Here is a 22,681-nt window from a genome sequence, read left to right as displayed (position 1 = left end):
CTGTTGTCATCCTTCCTTATGCCCCACAAAAATCAATCGACTCGAAGATGCCTGCGCATACGGATTCCCCTCATAATCGCCATAGACTTGATCGATACGTAACCCAGCACGTTGCAGCATCGCTTCAAATGTCGGGCGCTCATACAATTTCACCTGTTCCAAATAGTGACGATCTTGTTGAGCGGGTTCCGAAATGACGATACGCTTGCGTACACAACCATCTTCAATCGAGCGCATTTCACGAATGGTAACATCATCCTCTATCCGTTCGGATTGAGCAACCAGATTCGCTTTTACATAATCGGGATTAAGAAAATCGATAATAAAACGGCCGTTCCTTTTTAGCAAACGATGCATTTCATGGAGGACCCTCTCGTTCTGCTCATCCTCGTCAAAATACCCGAAAGACGTAAACAAATTTACAACCGCATCAAAAGGCTCGGTTAACGGCACCTCGCGCATGTCCCCTGGTATCCAGGTCACTTGCTTTTCGCTATCCTGCTTCACCGCTTCTTCTAATAGCACCGAGGACAAATCAACCCCCGTCACCTCAAACCCGAATTCGGCAAGCGCCATCGAATGACGCCCCATCCCGCAGCACAAGTCCAAAATCCGAGCACCCTGAGCTAAGCCCAGCCAATCCACCATCTTCTTCACTTCATGGTAAGCACCTTGAAGGTCCCGATGTTTATAGACCAGCAAGTAGTCGTTCCCAAAACTTTCCTGATACCAGGCCATTTCTTCCACACCTTCAGTTTTATAAAATAGATGAACCTCTATAATTGCATTTTCTGCTTCATGATGGTTAGACCCTCAATAACTTCTTCCCTGCTAAAATTGCCAGCAATCAATTGTTCATCCTCAACCTGTAACAGCTTCTCATAAAAAAGCAGCCCTTGCCTCGGCACATCCCTCTCATCTGGATGATCCTCCATAAAATGAAACAAGGCATCTTCTGCCTTCGCATATTGCCCGATCTTCTCATAATGTGTAAACAGGAGACGCTGCACCCCCGCTGGGATTGCCCAGCCTTGCAGATACGCTAAGCTCGTTCGCAACCGTGAGTCGATCTCTTCATTGATTTCCTCGTGAGGTTCGACCTCATCATGGACAGACACATGCAAGAGGAGATCCAAGGATTTCAGGTACGCCCAGTAGGCTTCCCCATTTTCCCCATGCTTCTGGAGCAAATCGCCTTGCCCGACCAACATATCGCTGATGACCAGCGCTTTAGCCGTATCGAGATTCCCTTGATAAGTAAGCAGCTCCACAATATCTTTGCTGGACAAAGCTTGCAAGGAACGGATATTCAGCCCTAATAGATGTCGGCTCGCTTCATCCAACTGTCTCTGGGCATCTTCAATCGGGAGATGTTCTTTTTGAAAAAGGATCCGGTGCAGCACTACAGTCAATTGCTCAATCTGCCGCATCAAATAATCACGCCTGAACATGAGGAGTAGGCTCCTTTCAGCTTTAACCCAACCGCTTTCTTTCAGCTTACCATGCTTGGGTAGGAAACTCAAAAGTGTATTCGCCTATTTTTCCATATATACCGCACCATTGACAACAGCCCTTCATAAACTAATTTTGACTGTATCCCTTAACCTTGTAATTCCCAATACCCGAGCAAGGAGGGGTGACACACATCCATGGGCAGCGACCACAAAAACAAATTTTTACTTACGAACCGCGAACGCGAAGTATTCGAACTCCTAGTGCAAGACAAAACGACGAAAGATATCGCGCAGCAACTTTTCATTAGTGAGAAGACTGTAAGGAATCATATATCGAATGTCATGCAGAAATTAAATGTCAAGGGTCGTTCACAAGCGGTTGTAGAATTGATTAAGCTTGGGGAATTAAAGATCTGATTCCGTCACCAGCAAAGGGATCCATGTAAGCCACCGCCCCTCTCCAGAGGGATTCGGGGGCTTTTGTGTTTGTGAAGCAACTACGATAGGCTACGTTTAAAAGAAAAAAGACTGTATACAATACCAGTCTTCAAGTAAAAAGCAGCTTTTAAGTATTAGATAATTGAGTAATATGAGCTTGAATCTTCTCGATTTCCTTATTCCTAGCTAACCACCAATTACGACTCCATATCCTGTGTATTTTCCAGCCTTTACTCTCTAGGAACCTCTGTCTGTACAAATCCCTTTCACGAGCAACTTTCGAGGAGTGATACGCTGCTCCATCACATTCTACACCTAAAAGGTATCTCTCTTTAGTCACAGAATCTAATATTGCTAAATCAATCCGATATCCTGAAAAGCCAACTTGGGTATGAACTTCATAACCACATTCTCGCAATGCCTGGCAAACCTCTTCCTCAAACACGCTATCGAAAATCAATTGGTTATTATATTCTTGAACGTTAGTCGCATCAATAAGACCGTTTAGGATCGATTGAGCAAGTTCAAAGTTACCATCTGAAATAGCTTTACCGTACTCCAGATAACGTTTAAATAATCTTACACCTTTTGCATAAGTCTCAACTCTTGTCCACTCGCTAGGTTCAAAAGAGCATACTATGTAAACTTTGATTTTAGCGCGGGAAATTGCAACGTTTAGACGGTTTTCTCCTCCATCTCTTGCTAATGGTCCGAATTGACTAACCATTTTACCTGAAATGTCTTTTGCATAACCAATAGAGAATAAAATTACATCTCGTTCATCCCCCTGGACATTTTCAATATTTTTAACAAAAAGACCGACATTCTCTTCCCCATTTTTGCGTTTTTTTGCTGCTTCAATTAATATTTGAACTTCGGGATTACTTGCTATCCTTTCTTCCAAAACATCATTGATAAGGTCAGCTTGCTTCTTGTTGAAAGTGATGATTCCAAGTGTTGGTTTGCTGACATCTTTCACAAGAATATCCAAGACTATATCAACCGTTTTCTCTGCTTCAACTCGATTAGATTGATTTTCCCAACGTCCTTCAACTGAAATAAATTCAAAAGGCTTTGCTGCACTTCCCTTAGATACTGAAGGAGCAATTTGTACTCTCTTATCGTAAAAAGCATAATTTGAGAAATTGATTAACTCTTCAAACTTCGAACGATAATGCCAAGTTAACCACTTGTCAGGGAATTTAGGTTTAGCCCATTCTAACAAGCTTTTTGCCTGCTTATCTGTTTTATCAACGTAACTAATGTTATCTTCGTCTTCGTCCTCTTCATCATCAGTAGAAGATTGAAAAAAGGAGCTAGGTGGAAGTTGCTTTTCGTCTCCAGCGATGACTAGTTGTTTCCACGATATATAGCTGGAATAGCATTTTCAACAGGGCATTGGGAGGCTTCATCAAAAATAACTAAATCAAACATATCTTGATGCATTGGAAATATTGCACTAACCGCTTCTGGAGTACAAAGCCAACATGGGACAAGCTTTAAAAGATCATCATAAAAGTGTCCCACTACTTGTCGTAACGGTAGAAGTTTACGTTTCTTATTTGACTCATGTTTCAACTTCTGCCGCGTACTTCCTTGAACATCTAATGCTTGGCTAGCTAGTTTACCATCGACTAACGGTGGGACTGCTTTACGACGATCTGACAATAGAGAGGAAAAGCGCTCTAAATGCTTTTGATATAATTCAGTAGATACATCTTTCACATGAGGTTCATTAGTTTCGATTTGCAAAATCCAAGCGTGCAAAAAACTGTTTTCAATCAATACTAACCATTGATCAACTACATTTGCAGTTTTTTCTAACGGCGTTTTTTTGTTACATCTTTCTATAAGTAACTTCTTAAGGCTTCCCATTTCCATTTTCATTTGATCAAGACGACATAAACTGCTGAAATCATCCAATGTATGAAGTAATCCGTCTACATAGGGGATATTGTAATTGCCACTATTCATTTGATTCAAAAGGAGTTTAACTTTCTCGTCCTGTAAATATGTATTTAGTTTTTGTATGGTGACGTTAAGTTCACGAGTAATATTGGCTAGGTTGATAAGTTTATTCAACTCATCCGCAAATACCGTATTGGAAAACTCATCTAAAACATGATTAGTATCTGGATTCTTTAGCCATTTAGGAAATGCTACTTGCGCATGAACAAAAGCATGAAGGAATTGCAACGCTTGTTCCTTGAGCCTAATCCACTTTTTCCAAGCATCAATGTTATTCTCAGTAGGAGCGTCCGAAAAGAAATGTGATCCAATCGATTCTTTTCTTAATTTTTCAAAATACAAGAAAGTTTCAATACGTTCCCGATATTCTCGTACTGAATTCCCATCAAAACTAATTCCAATTTTCTTGCAGTGTTCTTGAAGCTCTTTTTTTAGACTGTACCAAGTTGTATTGAAGAATCGGGTTAATTTCTTATTCAATTCCTCGAAAGAGTTAATTTTTGTATTCCACTTTTCTGCTTCTTCAATTGATAAGTTTGTTTCAGGCTCAGTTCTGTTATTTAGAAAATTAATTTGTTTATTCACAGAAGCATAGCTTTTTCTAACTTTATCAAGATGATCCTCGTTTTCGTATTCTCGTTCATCATCTACAAAAAATTGTATTACATGCCTGTAAAGGGCTCTATTTCTTAAAGATTCCAATGCTTGTTCTAAATCATGTAATGCCTGCACATTCTCCAAGTAGTATACGGGTTCGAATAATAGATTCAGATCCTTTTTTAATTCAAATGCCTTTTTAGTATCCACCGATAAAGTCTCAAGTATATTTTTTAGTTCAAGATGCTGCTTTACTGAAAAAGAAGCAAAACTCTTCCTCTTACTCCATGGATAATTAGCATGATCATATTTGTACATTAATTCTATAATTGTTTTAATATCAACGAGTTGCACTTGTAACTCACCAAATGTAAGATTTTTTAGTAAATCTTCGACTTCAATGATTTTATCCTGATCCCATTTGGCATTACTGTATAAATAAAAGAGACTTCTTCCAAAAGTTCTTTCTTTGTGAAGAGAGTGAGCAATCTGATTTAGTTTCTCTGCCAAGGCATGCTTCTCATTCGATATACGATTATAATCTTGACCTTGCTTAGGTGAACTGCGATCAATAACTGAAGCTATTTTTGAATAAACATCCAGCTTATTTTTATTGAAATCATGAACTAAAGCAACATGGTTTTGAAGGTTTATTTGTCCTAGTCTATTATATACAACATCAAGCGCTGCTGGCTTTTGGCAAACTAATAACACTCTTTGTCCTCGAGCCATTCGATCAACAATTAAATTTACAATTACCTGTGATTTACCTGTTCCTGGAGGTCCATGAACAATTAAGCCCTTTTTTTCTCTTGCTGCAACAACTACAGCTTCTTGACTTGCATCTGTATCTAGAACAAAAAAGTTTTCTGAGGGATGGACTCGATTTAGTTCATCTGTATCTATTTCATCAAAAGCATTTTCATCCTTTTCTGATCCTTCAAGTAAATCATTAAGATAACCACTTTCGGGCATTTCCTCTAATAATGCATTGTAGTCATTTAAAAGTGTACTTGTTGATTGTTGAAACTTCCCCATAATAACATATGGATACAAAGTAAATCCCTTTTTCCCCTCAGGGATATTCTCTTTTTTCATTCCTTTAAATGGAACAATTGCTTTTGAGTTATCAACTGTTAAAGATATCTCATGCTTCCTCAACAATTCATATAAGAATGGAATAATCCTGCTGACGTCCCTTGGAAGTTCATTTAACGCATCTTGAATGGATGTGCTTATGTCTCCTCCAACATACTTCTGAATAGCCATAATGAATGTTCTATTGATAAATGGTGTTGATTCTTCGCCAACTTCCAATGCCCAATAAGGCTTATTCTTTATGTTTGTTTTAATTAGCCGACCAGGGAAGAAAAGAATTGGACATCGAATGAAAAAGTCTGGGACTAAAAAGCCTTCCAAAAAACCATAGGCTATGTAAAAAGGGTTATTCCCCGTCTCTTGTTCAACAAGATCAACTTCTCGCTTTAGAGCAAGCAATTTGCGATTAGCTATAATCGCATCCTCTACGAGACTGTTTTGAGGAATAATGGGAATCTGTTCTTGAAGGGTAACTACTTGTTCTAAAATATTATTATCAAGCCCAAGTTCTATGGTGGATAAACTACTTATATCGAAATGATTCTTATTGGTAAGTCTCATTAATTTCAAACTTTTATTGTTTGCAGTAAGATCGGTAAGTCGATCTCGATAAAGTGTAAGTAGCTCTTTCATAATCAGACTCCTACCTTCAATTAAAAGGAAAATTAGGCTTTTTTGCCTACTCCAATAATAACACTTTCCACCAAATAATGAATCGTATAATTTTACAGAATAAAGTGGTTACAAGATGTGATTAGACTAGTTGAATGAGATACTATTTGTCTGTTTGCAGTTATTTTGAAACATATCAAATTCTATTCAAAATAAAATACTGACCACTGGCGGTCAGTATTCTTTTTTCTAACCTAGGACAATGTAGCCATGTTTAGAAAATAATTTATTTAATTCATTTGTTAAGTAATCACTTGCTTCCTTTGTGATTCTAATATGAGATCGCCTAAAATGCATGCTATGTAGTGTTTTCAAACTAACATTATTTTTATTTTGTAAACTCGGATACGTCTTTTTCCCTAAAGTATTGTAAAGATAAACAAGTCTAATACCATGTTTTATAGGTGCATTGATTGCTTTTCCTTTTGAGAATTCAATATAGTGTGGAAAGCGTTCCTTCCACGGCATTTTCTTAATATCGGATGGATTTGCAGTGTTCCTAGAATCGTAACCATTTGTCTCTGTATAACCAACAATTAAAGGAGTTGGTACATTCTTTTCATCATAGCTAACAAGAGTCAAAAAAAGAGTGTCACCCTTTTGAATTCCACTCGGTCTTAATGGAAAAAAGGATTGATTTAAATCTCTTTTTCGTTCTCCTTTCATTTCTAGATAATTAATATTATTTGCAATTCGATCATCTCCTGTCCCTTCAAACTTGAGCCAGGTTCCTGAAAGAGGTTGATTATTCGAGAAGTTGAGTAAATCTTCAAATTGATCCTGCTTAACAATTTTACTAAGGACAACACCTCTTCTAAACCCATTTGAATATTGCACAGTTTTATCTTTTCTCAAAGGAGCAGTTTTTCTAATATTCTCCTTTTCTTCATCAATCCATTCTTGCGTTACAATTGCATCCTTGACTCCTTGAAGTCTGCTTAATAAATCATTACAACATTCGATACATCTAGCCGATATATCTGGTTCGTCATTGAACAGCACGGAGATCTCATGATTAGAAAAAAATCCACCGTGGGTAAAATTTGCTGACCCTAATATAGAAGAATGAGAATCAAAAATATATAATTTTGAATGTAAATCAATCACAGCATAGATATTAGCACCTGCCTGGAGTAGTTTTTCTAAGCCATATACACTACTTACCTGCTCGATAAACTCTTCTCGATAAAAGCGTGTAATTAAATTGCATGTTACTTTTTGGTTTTTGTTTAACCATTCTGCTAAGATCGTTGCTGTTTGTAGCCCTATAAAGGGAGAAATGATATTAATTTCATGCTCTGTAGCTGATAGCAATTCATTGAATTGGTCAAATAAATCAACAGTAATTAAACTTATCGAAATATTAATCACCCTTCCTCAATTTGAATTTTTACAACTCATCAATCTCGACTAACCACTCTCTCGTAGGTGCCTCCGAAATAGCTCCAAGTGCTTGTCTTGCTAATTTTTTAAACATTAATACATTGAATCCGTAATCATTTAAATCATTTCGATACCTCTTTAAGAAGAAAAATAAATTTTTAGCTTCACCAGAATTAATGGTAAATCGCTCAAGTTTATATTTATGCTCAACAACATCGAAATCATTACTTACCCAATATTCAACTTCATTCTTGATCTGTTCGGTTGCTTGTTCTCTTTGGATATTAATGTAATCTTGATAAGGAACATACTTAGTCTCTTTGTCCTCCTCTTGCTGCCGTTTAAGTTCAAAATCTTTTAAGTTCGAAATGAACTTATTTCTAAATAACTCCTTATCCTTACTATCATGTTCATGATCACTTAATTGAATGGCATCCTGAATAAGCAAAGCTTTTGAAATGTTCATTTTATAACCTTCGTTAACTGCAAATGCCCTAAAAGGAGCTTTAGCCTCATCAAGTATAAGTCTGTATACAGAGAACGTAATCTCTTCACCAACAGAATGCACATAATACAAACTTCGTACATCAATACTTAGAGATGATCGTTTGTGATAGTTTAATACTTCAAACAAATCATACGCTGAGTAATTCATAATTAGATTTAGTAAGAACTGGTCCCATTGAGTGTCTGCATTGGTCTTTACCGTTAAATTCCGTTCAGCTTCCCACAAATGGATCACCCGATTTGAAAGATCATCGGCAAGCTCTCGATCTTCAATAAACCATACAATTTCTAAACCTTTATTAGTAAAATATTTATTTCGCTTTTCAATCACTTTCACAACATTTTCGTCACCTATTTTGTATACATTTGTAACGATTGAAACTGCATACTCCTTACCATTTTTATTCAAATAGATATCAGGGTAATACTTCCAATTTTCTTTTGCTTTTTCTTTATACCCATACTCTACTTTTAAGTCAGGTTTTATCTTTTCTTGCGTTTTGAGTTCATCATAAATAAGCTCTTTGATAACCGAATGTTTCTGACTTTCACGTTTTACTTGATTGGAATATGTGTCATAAGCACTTGATTCTAAACAAGTCTTTCCACGGATATGAGCGAAATGGACGCCGCGTATATCACCAGCTCTAAGAATAAGTTTTTCATCACAGAATGGGCATGTCATTGCACCTTTTTCAGCGATCTTACGCAACTTGTCAATGATAGATTCTTTCATCGCATCACTATATTTACTTATCTCAGAAATAATATTCATTTGCTTACCTTCGTACTTAGCAATATCCATAAAGGGGCCCCCCACATCCAAATTCCGTACTTGCTCATAGCAGATAGTAAATTGAATTTTAAAAAAAGAAACCCTCAGCATCGTGTTGTAGGTTTAAAATTTTGAATATGCCTTGTACATGAAATACTTCTCAGCAATTGGTTGGAGAACTTTTTAGAAATATGGATTCATCAATACTAAAACTTTATCCAGTATACCCTTGATTCAAGATTTTGAGATGTGATTCTTCCCTCATATTAAAACTGAGAGTCTGAAACCCATATTTACTGAACTTGTATTGCAAGTATCTCGATACATAGTCTTCATGAGTAGATATAATAATTTGCTTATGCTGAAAGTCATTTCTAAGAAGTTCTGTTAGAGAGGCCATATTAATTTCATCCATGGACTGAACAGGGTCATCAATTAATAAAACACCTAGATCTTTATTTCCATAAACTTTGTTTAGGGATAGAGTGAAAGATATGACAAGTGCCGATAGCTGACCTGAGCTCAAAAAATTTAACGCATCATGATCCGAAGCATTGTCTGAAACAAAAACTATACTTTCCGCTTCAACCTTCTCCTTAATAAATAAACCTAATCCCCTTTGATAATTCTGCATTATTTTTCCACTGTAGATATAGAACGGGACCTCAATATCCACCATTATCTTCTTCCAATGTTTTTTTATGGAGGAGTCGTAGGTTTCAATTATCTGTTTAAGTTGTTCCGATTGTTTAGTTAGTTTAACAAAATCTTCATTGATTTTGTAAAGCAGCGTTTCATCCTCTACTTTTTTCGCTTCATTCTGATTGAAAAATTGATAATCAATGTAACGTTTTTTACGTTCAACTGCCTCGACATTTACTTTTGCTACGTTAGCCTCAAGCCCATTAAAGTTCTCTTGAAATAATGTTTGAAAAGTTAAGAACTTTTCATCGAACTCAGCATATCCTTCTTCAATGACATACTTTCTACCACGAAGTTGGTTTGAAAAATTTTCAACTGCAAACTCCAAATTCTCCAGAGGAATATTAAATTGATTGTTAGTGTGTGTCGAAAGATCGATGTTGTTCAGTGCACAGAAGTCCAAAAAAAGAGCTATTTCTTTCTCATACCGATATCCGTTTTCTAATTGCGTGTAAAATGCTTCACTTACTGAGTTCTCTGGATTTGAAAGGTATCCCTCTAGCCATTGAATGATAGCAGAGAAATGAACTTGAAAAAGATCCTTTATTTCTTGCTCCTGGACTTTTGTGGAATCATCATATAAAGAAGAAAAATACTCCTTTTTGGCTTGGAATTCAATAAGTAACCTCTCATGGTCTCCCCAATCATAACCACAAAAAGGACAGTCTTCTTTTGATTTCCCTTGATGAGTATGGAAATCATTCAATTTTTCTAAAAGCTTGTCCCTCGTTTGATTTAGTTCACTTACAATACTTGATAACATGGAAACGTTTTGTCCTTGACTCCTTATTGTCTCGACTTTTTGTTTTACCGTTATTAAGTCAAACTCAACTTCACTATGTAACTCATCATAATTAATAGAGAACATACTTTTTTGATAATCCTTCAATTGCATCAAATAACGCTGTAGCTTTTTCTGTTTTTCAAACATGTTCTTTATTTCCTGATATCTATCAAGAAAAGACGCGGCGGTTATAGTTGATTGTAGCAGGATCTTATTATCAGCATACTTGTTTAACCTTTGATTGAAGTTAGCCAATTTAAATTGCTCAAAATGGATAATAAAGTCCTCAATCGAAAGTAATTCAGCAATAAACTTATCGCGCATTTCCTTGTTGTTTACAGTAAGATTTTCCCGATCCCATAATTTATCGGTAATGTACCCCAACAATAATTCGTACTCAGTGACATCTTGATTTAAGACTCCATCATGATTTTTGTAAGATTCCAAGCGAATTTTAATATTGTTAATTTCAGTTGACTTTAATTTCTTTTCCTGATCAATAAACTTAACTAATCCTTCAAAATATTTCTTCTCCTCAACTTCATCCTTCGTGTCGAATAGACGGCTTATTTCCGCCATCCTTTCTTTCCCAGGCCTCTTTAAAAACGAGGTGTTTTCTTCTTGCTGAATATAATAAAAAAGACTATATAGGCGTTCTAATTCTTCTACTCCAAATTTTTCACTTACTTCTTTCTGAGTTGACTTTGTATCATTAGTAAGAGAGCTATCGAATGTTTCAAGGAGGTATGTATCAAATATTTCCCACTTTCCTGGCTGCTTATCAACCCCCGTTAGTCTTTTGCTTGTAGGGAGTGATTTAACTATTGTTCCTTTTTCCCCTGTATTGGTGGTTAGCTGCACTTTAATTAAGACGTTTTTTGATGGATTGTTACTAAATAGAACATCACTATAAGCCACACGAGCATCCTGAGGTTTTTTAATTCTATCAATCTTGCCCGTTAAAGCCAATTCAATTGCATCAAAAATAGTTGTTTTTCCGAAACCATTTGGTCCATCTAGCACAATTAATTGACCATTGCTCCAATCCAGAAGAAGGTGATCGATCCCTTTAAAATTTTCTATAAGAACCTTATCAATAGTGTAGTTTGTCATTTATTCAACACCCATTCCTATGTATTCCAAAAGCCTTGTTCGTAACGTCTCTGCATCAGCAGATTGATGCACTATATCGCCCTCAGCATCTTCAACGGTAATGATGTTCAGCTTGAGCAAATCATTGCGTAATTGGAGCAATTCGGGACTAAGAGATCTCGTTATCGTATCCTTTAAACTTGAGATTTCTCTATTCCTCTTTGTTAAATCGAGAAATGGCAACTTGATAAATAGCTTACTTACTAAATTATATTCTGATTCACTATTCGGTGATTGCTTATGTTCCTGAAATGCAATTTCGTCATTTAGGAGTGAATGTAGGTACGACATTACACCATGATCATCTGTTTTTTGGAGTGCCATATCCAGTTGGTGATCAGTGTATGTCAAAACGTACTTCTTAAAAAGATAAGGATCTTCTTCAATATCAAATATTCTTTTATTCTCCGCAGTGTCTACCCCAGATTGAGTTCTTTTCACACAAATCAACATTGAAAGATTTTTATCCATTTGGGGTTCATAACCTTCTTCTAACCCCTTAACAATACCGTAATAGTCGTTTAACTGTTCGACGCTGGTCTTATCAAACTCAGTGCTATCTAAAAATATTGTTAAATAATAACTTGCTCTTGTAGAATCTGAAGCAAGAATTATCGTTTCTTCTGGCTCTAATAAGCGAATTTGGTAGTTATTTTCCTCGAATATTCTTTTGATTAACCTTAACATTAGTTCAGTTCCCCTTTTGCAGTGTTAATGTCAATTAAACGAATCCTTTTTATTTTCGTAATCTTATCATCACTTTTGGCATCAGCATCATCATCAATATCTGTAAATTTATTAGCGGCTTGAACGAGCGATTCTGAATTAAAATTTTCAGTTATCATGACTTCAATCTCATATAAATTATTTCGAATTGCAGCGTTACTCAAAATTTCACTTGCAATTGCTGACTTCAACCTATCTTCATTTCTTCTAATTTTTCCTACATCAAGTTTAAGAGTTGTTGGTAAATAAACTGTATTTTTCGATTGATCTTGTACAATATATTTGTACTCATTCGAGTTCATTTTTTGTTTAATCTCATAAAAAGCAGTTACAAGAACCACTATTCCTGATTCTGGAACAAGCTTTCTGTATGCTTCATCATTAGCTTTATTGATATGAATATGAGGAGTAACCATTTGGCAAAAAGTGAAAAATTCATGGTTATTTAGAGACCCAATTGTACGAATATATTCTTCTACTTTATACAAATCTTCAAGTCCACTCATATCCTGATCCTCCTTCATATTTAGAAGGAGCTCCTCAGACAACTTATCGCAAATACTATGAAATTCTCTTCTAAGTTGAAGTATCACATACTCCTCTGATGGTTCTTCCCAATTACATTCAAGCACTTCAATAATTTTTCTAAAACTTATCCGATCAGGAATCTGTACATCTCCATCTTCGCTTTCGCTTTGCTCTTTTATGTGCCTGCGAGTGATATTTTTATCAACTTCACCTAAGAGGTAATGGTAAACCACATCCAGCTGTAGTTGTGTGTAATGACTGCCCTTTTTACCGTAATATTGTTTTAAACGATCAAATATTTCACTTTCCAATTCGGATAGAGGACAATAACTTTTTGAAGCCGAGTATGTATATTTTGAGAATTTTGCAAAAGATTCTTCATACGCCCCAGATGACGTTACCATGTTGAAGTAATGCCAGGGTGAATAATTTTTAATTTTCGGACTTTTCGGTGGGTCTTTGGGTTCCTTTGGAGTCGGAGGTGGGTCTAGTTTTAATAATCTTTTCTTGATCGACTCTTCCGACTCGATCTCTGTTGTTGAATGAAGATAACACTCATCACATGAGTTAAGAAGTGTTTTTCCTAGTAAATTCCAAATGGCATCTTTGTATTCACTTAGAGTATGAGCCTTGTACGACTTCACCTGATGAATGGATACGTAATCCCCTCCATTCAAAATACAAAAATCTTCATACCATTCCAGCTCAAGCTGGTAATTATCATAATCAGCTGGGCTAATTTTGAGTATGTAATCAAGAACAACATTGAGTGCAACTTTACCTTGATATTGATAGCCGCTCCAGCTCGGGATTGCACTGTGGTATGGGGTAAATTCAATAGTCCCTGTAGTAGTCATTTCAACACCCTTTGCCTTATATCATAATAAGCTAAAATTATTCGACTTTTTCTAGTTTTTTCCTGCATTTTCCGCGATTTAAATAAAAAAAATGCCTACAGGCGGCTATGCCCATGGCATTATCTCGATTTACGCTTCTTATGAAATTGTACTACCTCATGCATACTGAGGCGGTAATAGTCAAGAATTCGGCTCAATAGCCGTTCTCCCCCCAAATAACATAATCCTTCTGCCTCGTGTACAAAAATACCCGATGTATAGAATGTCTCATTTTCTTTAACATTGTGAGGGAATACCCAGATAGTGTCTTTATCATCCAAATGCACTTGATGTAGTCCATTAGAAATTAAAAAGAAATGGATATTAATTGGTAAAGGATTCTGACTACAGTACCTGCGGTAGTCCAATCCAAATTGGTGAATTAGTGTTTCGTTTACCAACCGAAAAACAGCATATTTCAAATCATACATGTTGTCGCTCATTCTTACAGTTTTCACTAACACTTTAGAGAACTCAATTAATTCCCTGAGTAGTTCGAATCTTTGCAAGTCCTCTAACACCTCTGGTTCCTCGTGTTTATCACAGAGGGGATCTTTGAATGACATATCCCAATATGTTGCATAGAATAATGGTAGTTCAAAGTTAGTTTCTATCCTTTTGATCAACCTCCTCCATCGTATGAGGAGATGAACATCGTATTTCTCTTTAAGTTCTTCAACAGCTCGGTATGAGTAATCAATTAGAGAGGCAAGTATCGTCTTTTGATAATAAGTCAACACGACAATCCCTTCTTTACCATTTATTAACAACATTATTCCCATAAATTATTGAGATTAAAATGAACCCTTTATGATAAGTTATGAAGTAATAAAGCCTTTAGAAGTGTATTAAACATAAATGATCGCTCCTCACGCAAGGAGCGGCCTTCATTTACTACACATATTTGTTTTTCAAAACACATTGCGAATGTCATGCAAAAGTTAAATGTCAAGGGTCGTTCACAAGCGGTTGTAGAACTGATTAAGCTTGGGGAATTAAAGATCTGATTCCGTCACCAGCAAAGGGATCCATGTAAGCCACCGCCCCTCTCAGAGGGATTCGGGGGCTTTTGTGTTTTCGCTTGTTCGTAAGTAGAAAACGATTTACTTACGGAATGATTACTGATACCATATTGGTTGATTTGGATAATACAGGGAGAGGCAGAAAAGAATTGAACAAAAATAAGTGTGCAAGTATCAGAGGATTTATTTTAGGCGTATGTACCACATTACTACTAATGGGTGCTACTGCCGTGTATGCCGCAGAAAACACAAAGATTGATGTCTATTTCAAAAATTTACGTTACATGTTTGATGGTGTAGAGAAAAAACCTTCTGGCTCGAAAGGCTTCATTTACGACGGAACTACCTATGTGCCGCTGCGATTTATTGGAGAAGCACTGGGGAAAGAAGTTTCTTGGCAAAGTGAGACGGAGACGGTTTGGATTGGACAGCAACCAAAACAAGAATCGCTTGCGACTAAAGATTCAAACGGTACAAGCTTGACTGACTTGAGTGTGAGCAAGCAGGACGAGGCGAGCTCGCTCGCGATCAATAGTTGGAACGCTGGCGGCTATAACACGGCTAAAAGCAAAACCTTCACCATTAATGGCAAGTCGTACACGACAGGTCTAGGTTTGTATTTGCACAACAACCCGTATCCGCCGTATTACCGAATTGGAGGAACAGCTACCTTCAACATCTCTGGCAAATACACTCGCTTAACTGGCCTTGTTGGCGCTGCTGAAAGTACCTTGAGTGGCACTGCCGAGGGAACATTAAAAATCATAGGTGACGGCAAAGAACTGCTCGTTATTTCTGGCATCTTTGCAGATCAAGCCCCTAAACAAGTCGATGTCGACCTCACCGGGGTCCAAGAATTAAAAATTAACTTTAATTCGAATCGTAAAAGTTTAATTAATATGATTTTTGCTGATCCACAATTAACTGCCGCCAAAACTACTGTCACTACAAATCTGCCTGCAACCGCACCTTCAGACGTATCCATTGTCACCCGCAATCGAACCGCTGAATATGTTGCAATCAAAAACACGAGCCAGAAAACAATTGATCTAAAAGGTTGGAGAGTTCTCAGTACAAACGGCCAAGAGGCTTACACCTTCAAGGACAATATAACACTTGGACCCGACAGTTATATCTTTCTTACAAGCGGCAGTGACGGTGCTATTGGCAGAACATCTGATTTCAGAGAATATGCACGTAGTTTCGTATGGTCGACGAATGAGATATGGAGCGATCAGTCTGAGGATACTGCACAGCTCTATGACGCTGCTGGTAAGTTAATTAGCGAGTATAAGTAAACTTGCGGAAGGAGTCTACTCATGAAAAAACTACTCATTTTATTTCGAGCTAAAGTCTTATTACTTTGTTTTTTGTTATTAATTTTTACGTTGAATTATGACAATTCAGTAAAAGCTTCAGGATCATTAATTCAAGATCATAACCTCGAAATAGCTATTAGAGATGTATTGCAAAAGTACAGCGGGGAAATTACGAAAGACGATTTGGACAATCTGGACACGTTATATCAGACGAGAAAAGGGAGTACCGTTAGTAGCTTGAAAGGACTTGAATATGCGAAAAACCTATACAGTCTTTATTTTTCAAATAACAATATAAGTGATGTCTCGCCTATTGCAAATCTTCCTAAGCTAACGAAATTGAGTTTAGGTAGTAATAAACTTAATGATATTCGTGCACTCGAATCATTACCCAACTTGACTAATCTTAGTTTGGATCACAATCAAATTAATGATATAAGTGTGCTATCTAACTTTCCAAATTTAGAGCAATTAAGCATCAACCATAATCAAATTAAAAGTATCGACAGCATATCCAGTCTGACCAAACTAACTTTTTTGAACATTGAAGAAAATCAAATCTCGGATATCTCTGCTACTCAAACGATGAAAAAAATAAATTTATTAATGGCCAACAACAATCAAATTCATGATATTTCGCCTTTAGCCAATTCACAAATCTTTTCTATTCAAATGAATAATAATAAATTAGAAAACCTTGCACCGTTAGCAACAATGAAAGAGCTAGGTAACTTAAGAATTGCTGGGAACCAAATTAAGGATATTAGTCCACTAGCAAATTTGAATAAACTTACTTTACTGGAGCTAGCTGACAATAGAATCGAAGACATCACGCCACTTAAAAACCTAAAAAGTATCGCGGGCTTGTACATGAGCAAGAATTTAATTCAAGACATTTCCCCATTAAAAGAAACTAATTTTAGAACAGTTGATTTAAGAGAGAATAGAATTCAAGATATAAAACCACTAGCTCAAATGAATAGACTCCAACATGTATTACTTTCAAAAAATAATATTAACGACATCCAACCACTTGAGTACACGCAATATTTAAGTGAAGTCGATCTATCTGCTAATCCACTGAATGAAGAATCGATCTCATCAATTGAAAAAATAAAGCAACATGGAACAATTGTTAAAAGCGGTGATCTTTATTATAAACATTGCTCATTTGATTGCATTTACGTATATCTAAATGGGCAAGAAAAACAAGTAGAAAATAGAATTTTCCAACAAGATGGACGCATCTTGATCTCATTACGTGAAATATTTGAAATGCTTGGTGCAACTGTAACTTGGGACCCAAATAATTATGAAATTACAGCTCAAAAAGGGTTGAATAAAGTTACGATCCAAATTGATTCAAAAGAATCAAAAATAAATGATAATGCCGCTACTATGGATGTGGCACCTACACTTATTAGTAATATTACATATGTACCCATCAGATTTGTTAGCGAGGCAATTGGTGCAGATGTAAATTGGGACGAGACTAGTCAGAGAGTTTTGATTAACAGTAAATAAAGTTTTGTTTTGCGGATTCTGTAAGCATGTTTTACATCACTCCAGCGTTCCTCTAGGATGCTCCCATACCAAAAATCCCCCCAGCCGAAACCTCAGCTAGGGGGATTTGCTTATTCCACGCGCTCAATCTTCACAGCGCAGATTTTGAACTCGGGCATACGGCTCGTTGGATCCAACGCGTCATTCGTCAGCACATTGATGGAGTGCTCATCTCCCCAATGGAAGGGGACGAAGACGGTGCGCGGTTGGATGCCATCGGTGACTTTGACTTGGAAGATCAAGGAGCCGCGACGGCTAGTGATTCGGATCTTTTTTTCTACACTTAACCCAATTCGCTTCGCTAAGGAGGGGTGAATTTCGGCAACCGGAACGGGTGCCTTTTTAAAAAGCGCCTCGGTCCGACGGGTTTGGGCTCCGCTTAGATAATGGTTGCCTAGCCGTCCTGTCGTCAAAACAAACGGATACTCCGCATCGATGGGCTCCGCTGGCATCTTCGGCTGAATCCCGAATAACTTCGCTTTCCCATCCCCATGATAGAAACGATCTTGAAATAATTGCGGTGTGCCTGGATGATCCGCCGAGGGGCACGGCCAAAAAATCCCCTTCTCGTCTTGCAGACGCTCATACGTAATCCCGCTGTAATCCGCCTTGCCGCCAGCAGTGGCCGCCGCCAGTTCACGGAACACCGCTTCAATACCCGCATATTGAAAATAGTGACCACGCCCTAGTGCATCTGCCAATTCCGAAATAATATGAAAGTCAAGTTTACATTTACCCGGCAGTTCCATAGCTTGCCTGCGGTGAAAAACACGACCTTCAAGGTTTGTCATGGTCCCTTCCGCCTCGGTAAACGACGAGCTAGGCAAGATATAATGCGCATGGCGGGCGGTTTCGGTTTCGAACATATCCGCAACGACGAGGAGGTCCAGCTTTTGCAGCGCACGCTCCACCATGCGGTTATTTGGACTCGAAACGAGGGGATTGGAGCCCAGCACGATTAACGCCTTAATCTCGCCTTCATCGATTTTCTGCAGCAACTCATAGGCAGAAACACCTTTACCAGGCAGTTCAACTGGATCGATGCCCCATACTTTGGCCACGTGCTCGCGCGCAGCAGGATCTTCGATCAGTCTATAACCGGGGAGTTGGTCCGCTTTCTGACCGTGTTCTCGACCGCCCTGGCCGTTGGCTTGACCGGTTACAGCACCGTAACCGCAGCCTTTACGCCCTATTTTGCCAGTAACCAGCGCCAAATTAATATAATTGAGGGTGTTTTCCACACCATTCACTTGCTGTTCAAGCCCTCGTGCCGTGAGTACGATGCCCGTCTCTGCCTTGGCGTAGCCACGTGCGATGGTACGAATCACCGCCTCAAGGATGCCTGTCATATGCTCAACCCGATCAGGCGTGAATGATTGAACCGCTTCTTTGACTCCTTCAAAGCCTGAAGTACGCGATTGAATGAAGCGCTCATCAACCAGTTTTTCCGAAATCATCACATGAAGTAGACCATTAATGAAGACGGAATCGAATCCCGGCTGCAGACGAACGTGAATATCTGCTACTTTGGAGGTCATCGTATTTCGAGGATCGATGGTTACAATGACGGCGCCGTTTTTCTTCGCTTCTAATAAATAAGGCATCATCGTTGGCTGGCATTCTGCAATATTCGTGCCTGCTAGAATGATATATTTCGCATGCGGAATTTCGGATAAAGGCATGGTCATGCCGCGATCAATCCCGAATGCTTGATTGCTAGCAGCCGCTGCGGATGACATGCAATACCTTCCGTTGTAATCGATATACTTCGATCTCAGCGCAACACGTGTAAATTTACCAAGCAAATAACTGACTTCGTTCGTTAAGGAACCGCCGCCGTAAACGCCGATCGCATCGCGTCCGTATTGTTCCTGCAAGCTTTTTATTTTATCCGCAATGCCAGAATAAGCTTCTTCCCAAGAAATCGGCTGCCACTGTCCAGCCCTGGCTACCGCGCGATGAAGCGGTTCAAGGATGCGCTCTTTATGAAGCACGTGTTCCAGCGCATTTAACCCTTTTTGACATAACCGGCCTGTTGCCACCGGAAAAATCCCGCTCGGCTTAATCGTGAGACCCTCTGTCTTCTCACTTGGCAGGATCTCCAACCCACACTGCATACTGCAAAAGCAACAATGGGAGGAGGGCTGTTCCTTCGATACCGTCAACAATGCTGATTTCAACGCACCCACCCCCGCAAGTTATACGATTCTATCGCTATAGAAAAATTAGCAAGCCATTTCTTCACTTGTAGGAAACCCGATGTAGATCGTGCCCTCGTCATCCACTCTCGTATGATACGTTTTGACACAACCCGTATCCGGCGCCTGCACAAGTCCAGACGGCAAGTGAATTTTGCGATCATGCATCGGACAAAAGACGTGGTCGTCACAGACGATTCCTTCGGCCAGTACACCCTCTTTGTGTGGACAGCGATTCTGAATGGCTTGCAGCTTTCCGCTTCTTAATTTGAACAAAGCCACTTCTTCATCCTGATATCGTATCGTTTTCCCTGTATTAAAAGCAAGATCCTCATAAGATACAGCTTGCACCCATACCACTTGCTCCGCTTGTGTTTTCATCGTCTCTGCTCCTCCCTGGATATCCTCTATCTATTTAATTTCTACCACTTCATACAGGTCACGTTGAATTTTCTTGCTATCGATCGCTTGCTTCCATGGATCTTGAGTGACGGAAAGTGCTTTATCCATCCGCTCACACAATTGCTTGCGCTCTTCTTCATTCATGACAACTTCACGCACATGCTCGATTCCCACTCGGTGTACCCACTCACTCGTACGCTCGCCGTATTTCCCTGTTTCACGGTAATATTGCAGGTACGCTTCGGTATATTCAATAATTTCTTGTTCCGTCTTGACCGTTGCCAGCAAATCGCCAACGCGTACTTTCACGCCGCCGTTCCCGCCTGCATACAACTCCCAGCCGCCATCAACAGATACGACGCCAAGATCTTTAATACCCGATTCCGCACAGTTACGCGGGCAACCTGATACTGCTAACTTCACTTTAGCTGGTGTATTCAACCGCTCGAAGCGTTTCTCCAGCTCAATGCCCACAGCCATCGAATCACCTGTGCCGAAGCGGCAGAACGTCTCGCCAACACAAGTCTTAACCGTACGTAAAGCTTTCCCGTAGGCGTAACCTGACGGCATATCCAAGGCTTCCCACATAGCCGTCAAGTCTTCTTTCTTCACACCAAGCAAATCGAGACGTTGACCACCTGTAAATTTCACTGTCGGCACATTGAACTGCTCTGCTACTTCAGCAATTCGCTTCAATTCTGTCGGATTCGTGACCCCGCCATAAATCCGTGGGACGACGGAATAGGTGCCATCCTTTTGAATATTGGCGTGCATCCGCTCATTGACGAAACGGGACGTGCTGTCATCTTTATACGTTTCAGGGCTAATCATGCCCAAATAGTAATTTAATGCTGGACGGCATTTGGAGCAGCCCTCTTCGTTTTTCCAAGCCATGACATTCATCACTTCGCGAACATTGGATAAACCTTTATCGCGAATAGCCGCCACGACTTCATCACGCGTATGTGTCGTACAGCCGCAAATCGTTTCTTTTGCCGCATTTTTATCATAAGAATCTCCGAGGGTGAAGGCGAGCAGGTCACTGACCAACGGCTTACAGCCGCCACAGGAGCGAGACGCTGTTGTGCAGTTTTTCACCTCATCGACTGTGGTTAATCCCTGATCTCGAATAGCAGAGCAGATCGTTCCTTTAGTAACACCGTTACAACCGCAGATAATCGCGTCATTCTTCATATCCGCCACACCTGAAGCTGCACCGCCGCTGCCGCCCCCCGAATCGGTTAGAATCGACGTTTTGCTCATCCCGCTAATATCCGTTTCTTCCCGAATCATCTGCATTAGCCGTGTTCCATCAGCCGTATCGCCAAAAAGAACCGCACCGATAATTTTGTTCTCTTTGATCACAACTTTCTTATACACACCTGTAAACTCATCATGAATGCGAATCGCTTTGGTGCCTTCGGCATCGACGAATTGACCGCCTGAGAACACATCAACACCAGATACTTTCAATTTGGTATATAAAATGGAGCCTTCATACGGACCTGTCTCTACGCCTGCCAAATGCTTCGCAAGCACCGCGCCTTGCTCATAGAGTGGAGCAACGAGACCATACGCAATGCCTCTATGCATCGCGCATTCCCCAACTGCAAACACATTCGGGACGTTCGTTTGCAGATAGTCATTGACGATAATCCCCGGGTTGCATTCCACGCCCGCTTCTTTGGCTAGCGCCACATTCGGACGAATGCCTACCGCCATGACGATCAGATCCGCCTCCGCCACGGTGCCGTCCTTGAATTTCAGACCTGTCACCCGTTTGTCACCAATGATTTCCGCGGATTGTTTCTCCAGCAAGAAATGAATGCCTTGTTCTTCGAGGGCTGCTTGCAGCATTTTAGAAGCTGTGCGATCCAACTGACGTTCCATAATCGTATCCACGATATGAACGACATCGACCTTCATCCCCAAGTTGAGGAAGCCGCGCGCCGCTTCTAACCCTAGCAAGCCACCACCGATGACAATCGCTTTCTTGTACTTTTTAGCTGACTCAATCATAATCTCGCAATCCCGGATGGTTCTGTACGCCATGACGCCTTCTTTATCCGCACCAGGCAGTGGAATCATAAACGGATTTGAACCTGTGGCCAGAATCAACTTATCATAGGAGACCGTCAGTCCTTTATCACTGGTCACGGTTTGCGTGACTGTGTCGATACTCGTTACGGTTTGATTCGTATACAATGTAATATTGTTCGTCGCATACCATTCGTATGGATGGATTACGATGTCCTCTACTTTGGAATCTCCAGAGAGAACGTACGACAACAGGATTCGATTATAGTTCGGATGCGGTTCACTTCCAAAAATCGTTACCTCATATTTATCTGGTGCGAGCTTCAGCAAATGTTCCACGGCGTTCACGCCTGCCATCCCGTTTCCAACCAGAACTAGCTTCTCTTTTTTGACTGTCATTGTGATCATCCTTCCATCCATGTACTAGAACAACGTATTTGATTGCAGTTGTTTGTAAAAA

16 protein-coding genes and 1 pseudogene are annotated in these 22,681 nt (G+C 39.3%); 4 read left to right on the top strand and 13 right to left on the bottom strand.

Annotated features, from left to right (window positions below; all coding sequences use genetic code 11):
* Window positions 1-6 precede the first annotated feature (6 nt).
* Together MJB10_RS06775 and MJB10_RS06770 are read right to left on the bottom strand one after the other, a co-directional pair.
* Window positions 7-738: a class I SAM-dependent methyltransferase gene (locus tag MJB10_RS06775; protein WP_314802849.1), complete on the bottom strand. Its 732-nt coding sequence runs from the start codon at window positions 736-738 to the stop codon at window positions 7-9.
* 38 nt (window positions 739-776) lie between these two features.
* A complete protein-coding gene (locus MJB10_RS06770) occupies window positions 777-1,451 on the bottom strand; it encodes a DUF6483 family protein (protein WP_314802846.1) in 675 nt (224 codons plus the stop codon).
* Window positions 1,452-1,649: 198 nt separating this feature from the next.
* Here MJB10_RS06770 and MJB10_RS06765 point away from each other — a divergent pair, with 198 nt between their 5' ends.
* Complete coding sequence (locus MJB10_RS06765; RefSeq protein WP_028556998.1) at window positions 1,650-1,871, top strand: helix-turn-helix domain-containing protein; 222 nt, start codon at window positions 1,650-1,652, stop codon at window positions 1,869-1,871.
* Window positions 1,872-2,019: 148 nt separating this feature from the next.
* On the opposite strand, the gene MJB10_RS06760 is transcribed toward MJB10_RS06765, so the two are convergent.
* The 8 genes from MJB10_RS06760 to MJB10_RS06725 form a co-directional block, all read right to left on the bottom strand.
* The gene (locus MJB10_RS06760; RefSeq protein ID WP_314802839.1) at window positions 2,020-3,117 is read right to left on the bottom strand and encodes an AAA domain-containing protein; all 1,098 of its coding nucleotides are present in this window, start codon (window positions 3,115-3,117) and stop codon (window positions 2,020-2,022) included.
* Between the two features lie 125 nt (window positions 3,118-3,242).
* Window positions 3,243-6,188, bottom strand: coding sequence for an AAA domain-containing protein (locus MJB10_RS06755; RefSeq protein ID WP_314802837.1), 2,946 nt, complete (start codon window positions 6,186-6,188; stop codon window positions 3,243-3,245).
* A gap of 228 nt (window positions 6,189-6,416) precedes the next feature.
* Window positions 6,417-7,598 (bottom strand): phospholipase D family protein, encoded by a 1,182-nt coding sequence (locus MJB10_RS06750; protein ID WP_314802834.1) that lies wholly within the window; start codon window positions 7,596-7,598, stop codon window positions 6,417-6,419.
* A 19-nt stretch (window positions 7,599-7,617) separates the two neighbouring features.
* Window positions 7,618-8,922 carry a competence protein CoiA family protein gene (locus MJB10_RS06745; RefSeq protein ID WP_314802832.1) on the bottom strand — a complete coding sequence of 435 codons (1,305 nt, stop codon included), beginning with the start codon at window positions 8,920-8,922 and terminating at the stop codon, window positions 7,618-7,620.
* Between the two features lie 184 nt (window positions 8,923-9,106).
* On the bottom strand, window positions 9,107-11,491 hold the full coding sequence (locus MJB10_RS06740) for an ATP-binding protein (protein ID WP_314802830.1): 2,385 nt from the start codon (window positions 11,489-11,491) through the stop codon (window positions 9,107-9,109).
* Window positions 11,492-12,217 (bottom strand): ABC-three component system middle component 1, encoded by a 726-nt coding sequence (locus MJB10_RS06735; RefSeq protein ID WP_314802828.1) that lies wholly within the window; start codon window positions 12,215-12,217, stop codon window positions 11,492-11,494.
* Window positions 12,217-13,641 (bottom strand): ABC-three component system protein, encoded by a 1,425-nt coding sequence (locus MJB10_RS06730; RefSeq protein ID WP_314802827.1) that lies wholly within the window; start codon window positions 13,639-13,641, stop codon window positions 12,217-12,219. The genes MJB10_RS06735 and MJB10_RS06730 overlap by 1 nt, the downstream gene beginning before the upstream one ends.
* 119 nt (window positions 13,642-13,760) lie before the next feature.
* A complete protein-coding gene (locus MJB10_RS06725) occupies window positions 13,761-14,462 on the bottom strand; it encodes a hypothetical protein (RefSeq protein ID WP_314802825.1) in 702 nt (233 codons plus the stop codon).
* Between the two features lie 135 nt (window positions 14,463-14,597).
* Here MJB10_RS06725 and MJB10_RS06720 point away from each other — a divergent pair.
* From MJB10_RS06720 to MJB10_RS06710, 3 genes and pseudogenes are all read left to right on the top strand, one after another.
* Window positions 14,598-14,687 (top strand): annotated as a pseudogene (locus MJB10_RS06720) (helix-turn-helix domain-containing protein); the annotation flags it as partial.
* A 230-nt stretch (window positions 14,688-14,917) separates the two neighbouring features.
* Complete coding sequence (locus MJB10_RS06715) at window positions 14,918-16,000, top strand: lamin tail domain-containing protein (RefSeq protein WP_314802823.1); 1,083 nt, start codon at window positions 14,918-14,920, stop codon at window positions 15,998-16,000.
* A 21-nt stretch (window positions 16,001-16,021) separates the two neighbouring features.
* Entirely contained in the window at window positions 16,022-17,545 is a 1,524-nt protein-coding gene (locus MJB10_RS06710) for a leucine-rich repeat domain-containing protein (protein WP_314802821.1), read from the top strand.
* Between the two features lie 110 nt (window positions 17,546-17,655).
* Here the strand turns inward: MJB10_RS06710 and MJB10_RS06705 are convergent, their stop codons facing one another.
* From MJB10_RS06705 to nirB, 3 genes are read right to left on the bottom strand one after another with little or no spacing between them, the layout of a single operon-like run.
* Window positions 17,656-19,773 (bottom strand): molybdopterin oxidoreductase family protein, encoded by a 2,118-nt coding sequence (locus tag MJB10_RS06705; RefSeq protein ID WP_314802819.1) that lies wholly within the window; start codon window positions 19,771-19,773, stop codon window positions 17,656-17,658.
* A 36-nt stretch (window positions 19,774-19,809) separates the two neighbouring features.
* Window positions 19,810-20,163 carry a nitrite reductase small subunit NirD gene (gene nirD, locus MJB10_RS06700; protein ID WP_314802817.1) on the bottom strand — a complete coding sequence of 118 codons (354 nt, stop codon included), beginning with the start codon at window positions 20,161-20,163 and terminating at the stop codon, window positions 19,810-19,812.
* Between the two features lie 30 nt (window positions 20,164-20,193).
* A complete protein-coding gene (gene nirB / locus MJB10_RS06695; RefSeq protein WP_314802815.1) occupies window positions 20,194-22,620 on the bottom strand; it encodes a nitrite reductase large subunit NirB in 2,427 nt (808 codons plus the stop codon).
* Window positions 22,621-22,681 lie beyond the last annotated feature (61 nt).

Source organism: Paenibacillus sp. MBLB1832 (assembly GCF_032271945.1).
In the GTDB taxonomy this organism is placed as follows: Bacteria; Bacillota; Bacilli; order Paenibacillales; family NBRC-103111; genus Paenibacillus_E; species Paenibacillus_E roseopurpureus.
The sequence above is the reverse complement of the archived record's forward strand: the minus strand, read 5'-3'. Positions and strand labels throughout refer to the sequence as shown.

What these genes read in the sequence shown, in the direction of transcription:
- MJB10_RS06775 (WP_314802849.1), bottom strand. Translation starts at nt 738, where the DNA reads ATGGCCTGGTATCAGGAAAGTTTTGGGAACGACTACTTGCTGGTCTAT.
- MJB10_RS06770 (WP_314802846.1), bottom strand. Translation starts at nt 1,451, where the DNA reads ATGTTCAGGCGTGATTATTTGATGCGGCAGATTGAGCAATTGACTGTA.
- MJB10_RS06765 (WP_028556998.1), top strand. Translation starts at nt 1,650, where the DNA reads ATGGGCAGCGACCACAAAAACAAATTTTTACTTACGAACCGCGAACGC.
- MJB10_RS06755 (WP_314802837.1), bottom strand. Translation starts at nt 6,188, where the DNA reads ATGAAAGAGCTACTTACACTTTATCGAGATCGACTTACCGATCTTACT.
- MJB10_RS06745 (WP_314802832.1), bottom strand. Translation starts at nt 8,922, where the DNA reads ATGGATATTGCTAAGTACGAAGGTAAGCAAATGAATATTATTTCTGAG.
- MJB10_RS06740 (WP_314802830.1), bottom strand. Translation starts at nt 11,491, where the DNA reads ATGACAAACTACACTATTGATAAGGTTCTTATAGAAAATTTTAAAGGG.
- MJB10_RS06735 (WP_314802828.1), bottom strand. Translation starts at nt 12,217, where the DNA reads ATGTTAAGGTTAATCAAAAGAATATTCGAGGAAAATAACTACCAAATT.
- MJB10_RS06730 (WP_314802827.1), bottom strand. Translation starts at nt 13,641, where the DNA reads ATGACTACTACAGGGACTATTGAATTTACCCCATACCACAGTGCAATC.
- MJB10_RS06725 (WP_314802825.1), bottom strand. Translation starts at nt 14,462, where the DNA reads ATGGGAATAATGTTGTTAATAAATGGTAAAGAAGGGATTGTCGTGTTG.
- MJB10_RS06715 (WP_314802823.1), top strand. Translation starts at nt 14,918, where the DNA reads ATGGGTGCTACTGCCGTGTATGCCGCAGAAAACACAAAGATTGATGTC.
- MJB10_RS06710 (WP_314802821.1), top strand. Translation starts at nt 16,022, where the DNA reads ATGAAAAAACTACTCATTTTATTTCGAGCTAAAGTCTTATTACTTTGT.
- nirD (WP_314802817.1), bottom strand. Translation starts at nt 20,163, where the DNA reads ATGAAAACACAAGCGGAGCAAGTGGTATGGGTGCAAGCTGTATCTTAT.
- nirB (WP_314802815.1), bottom strand. Translation starts at nt 22,620, where the DNA reads ATGACAGTCAAAAAAGAGAAGCTAGTTCTGGTTGGAAACGGGATGGCA.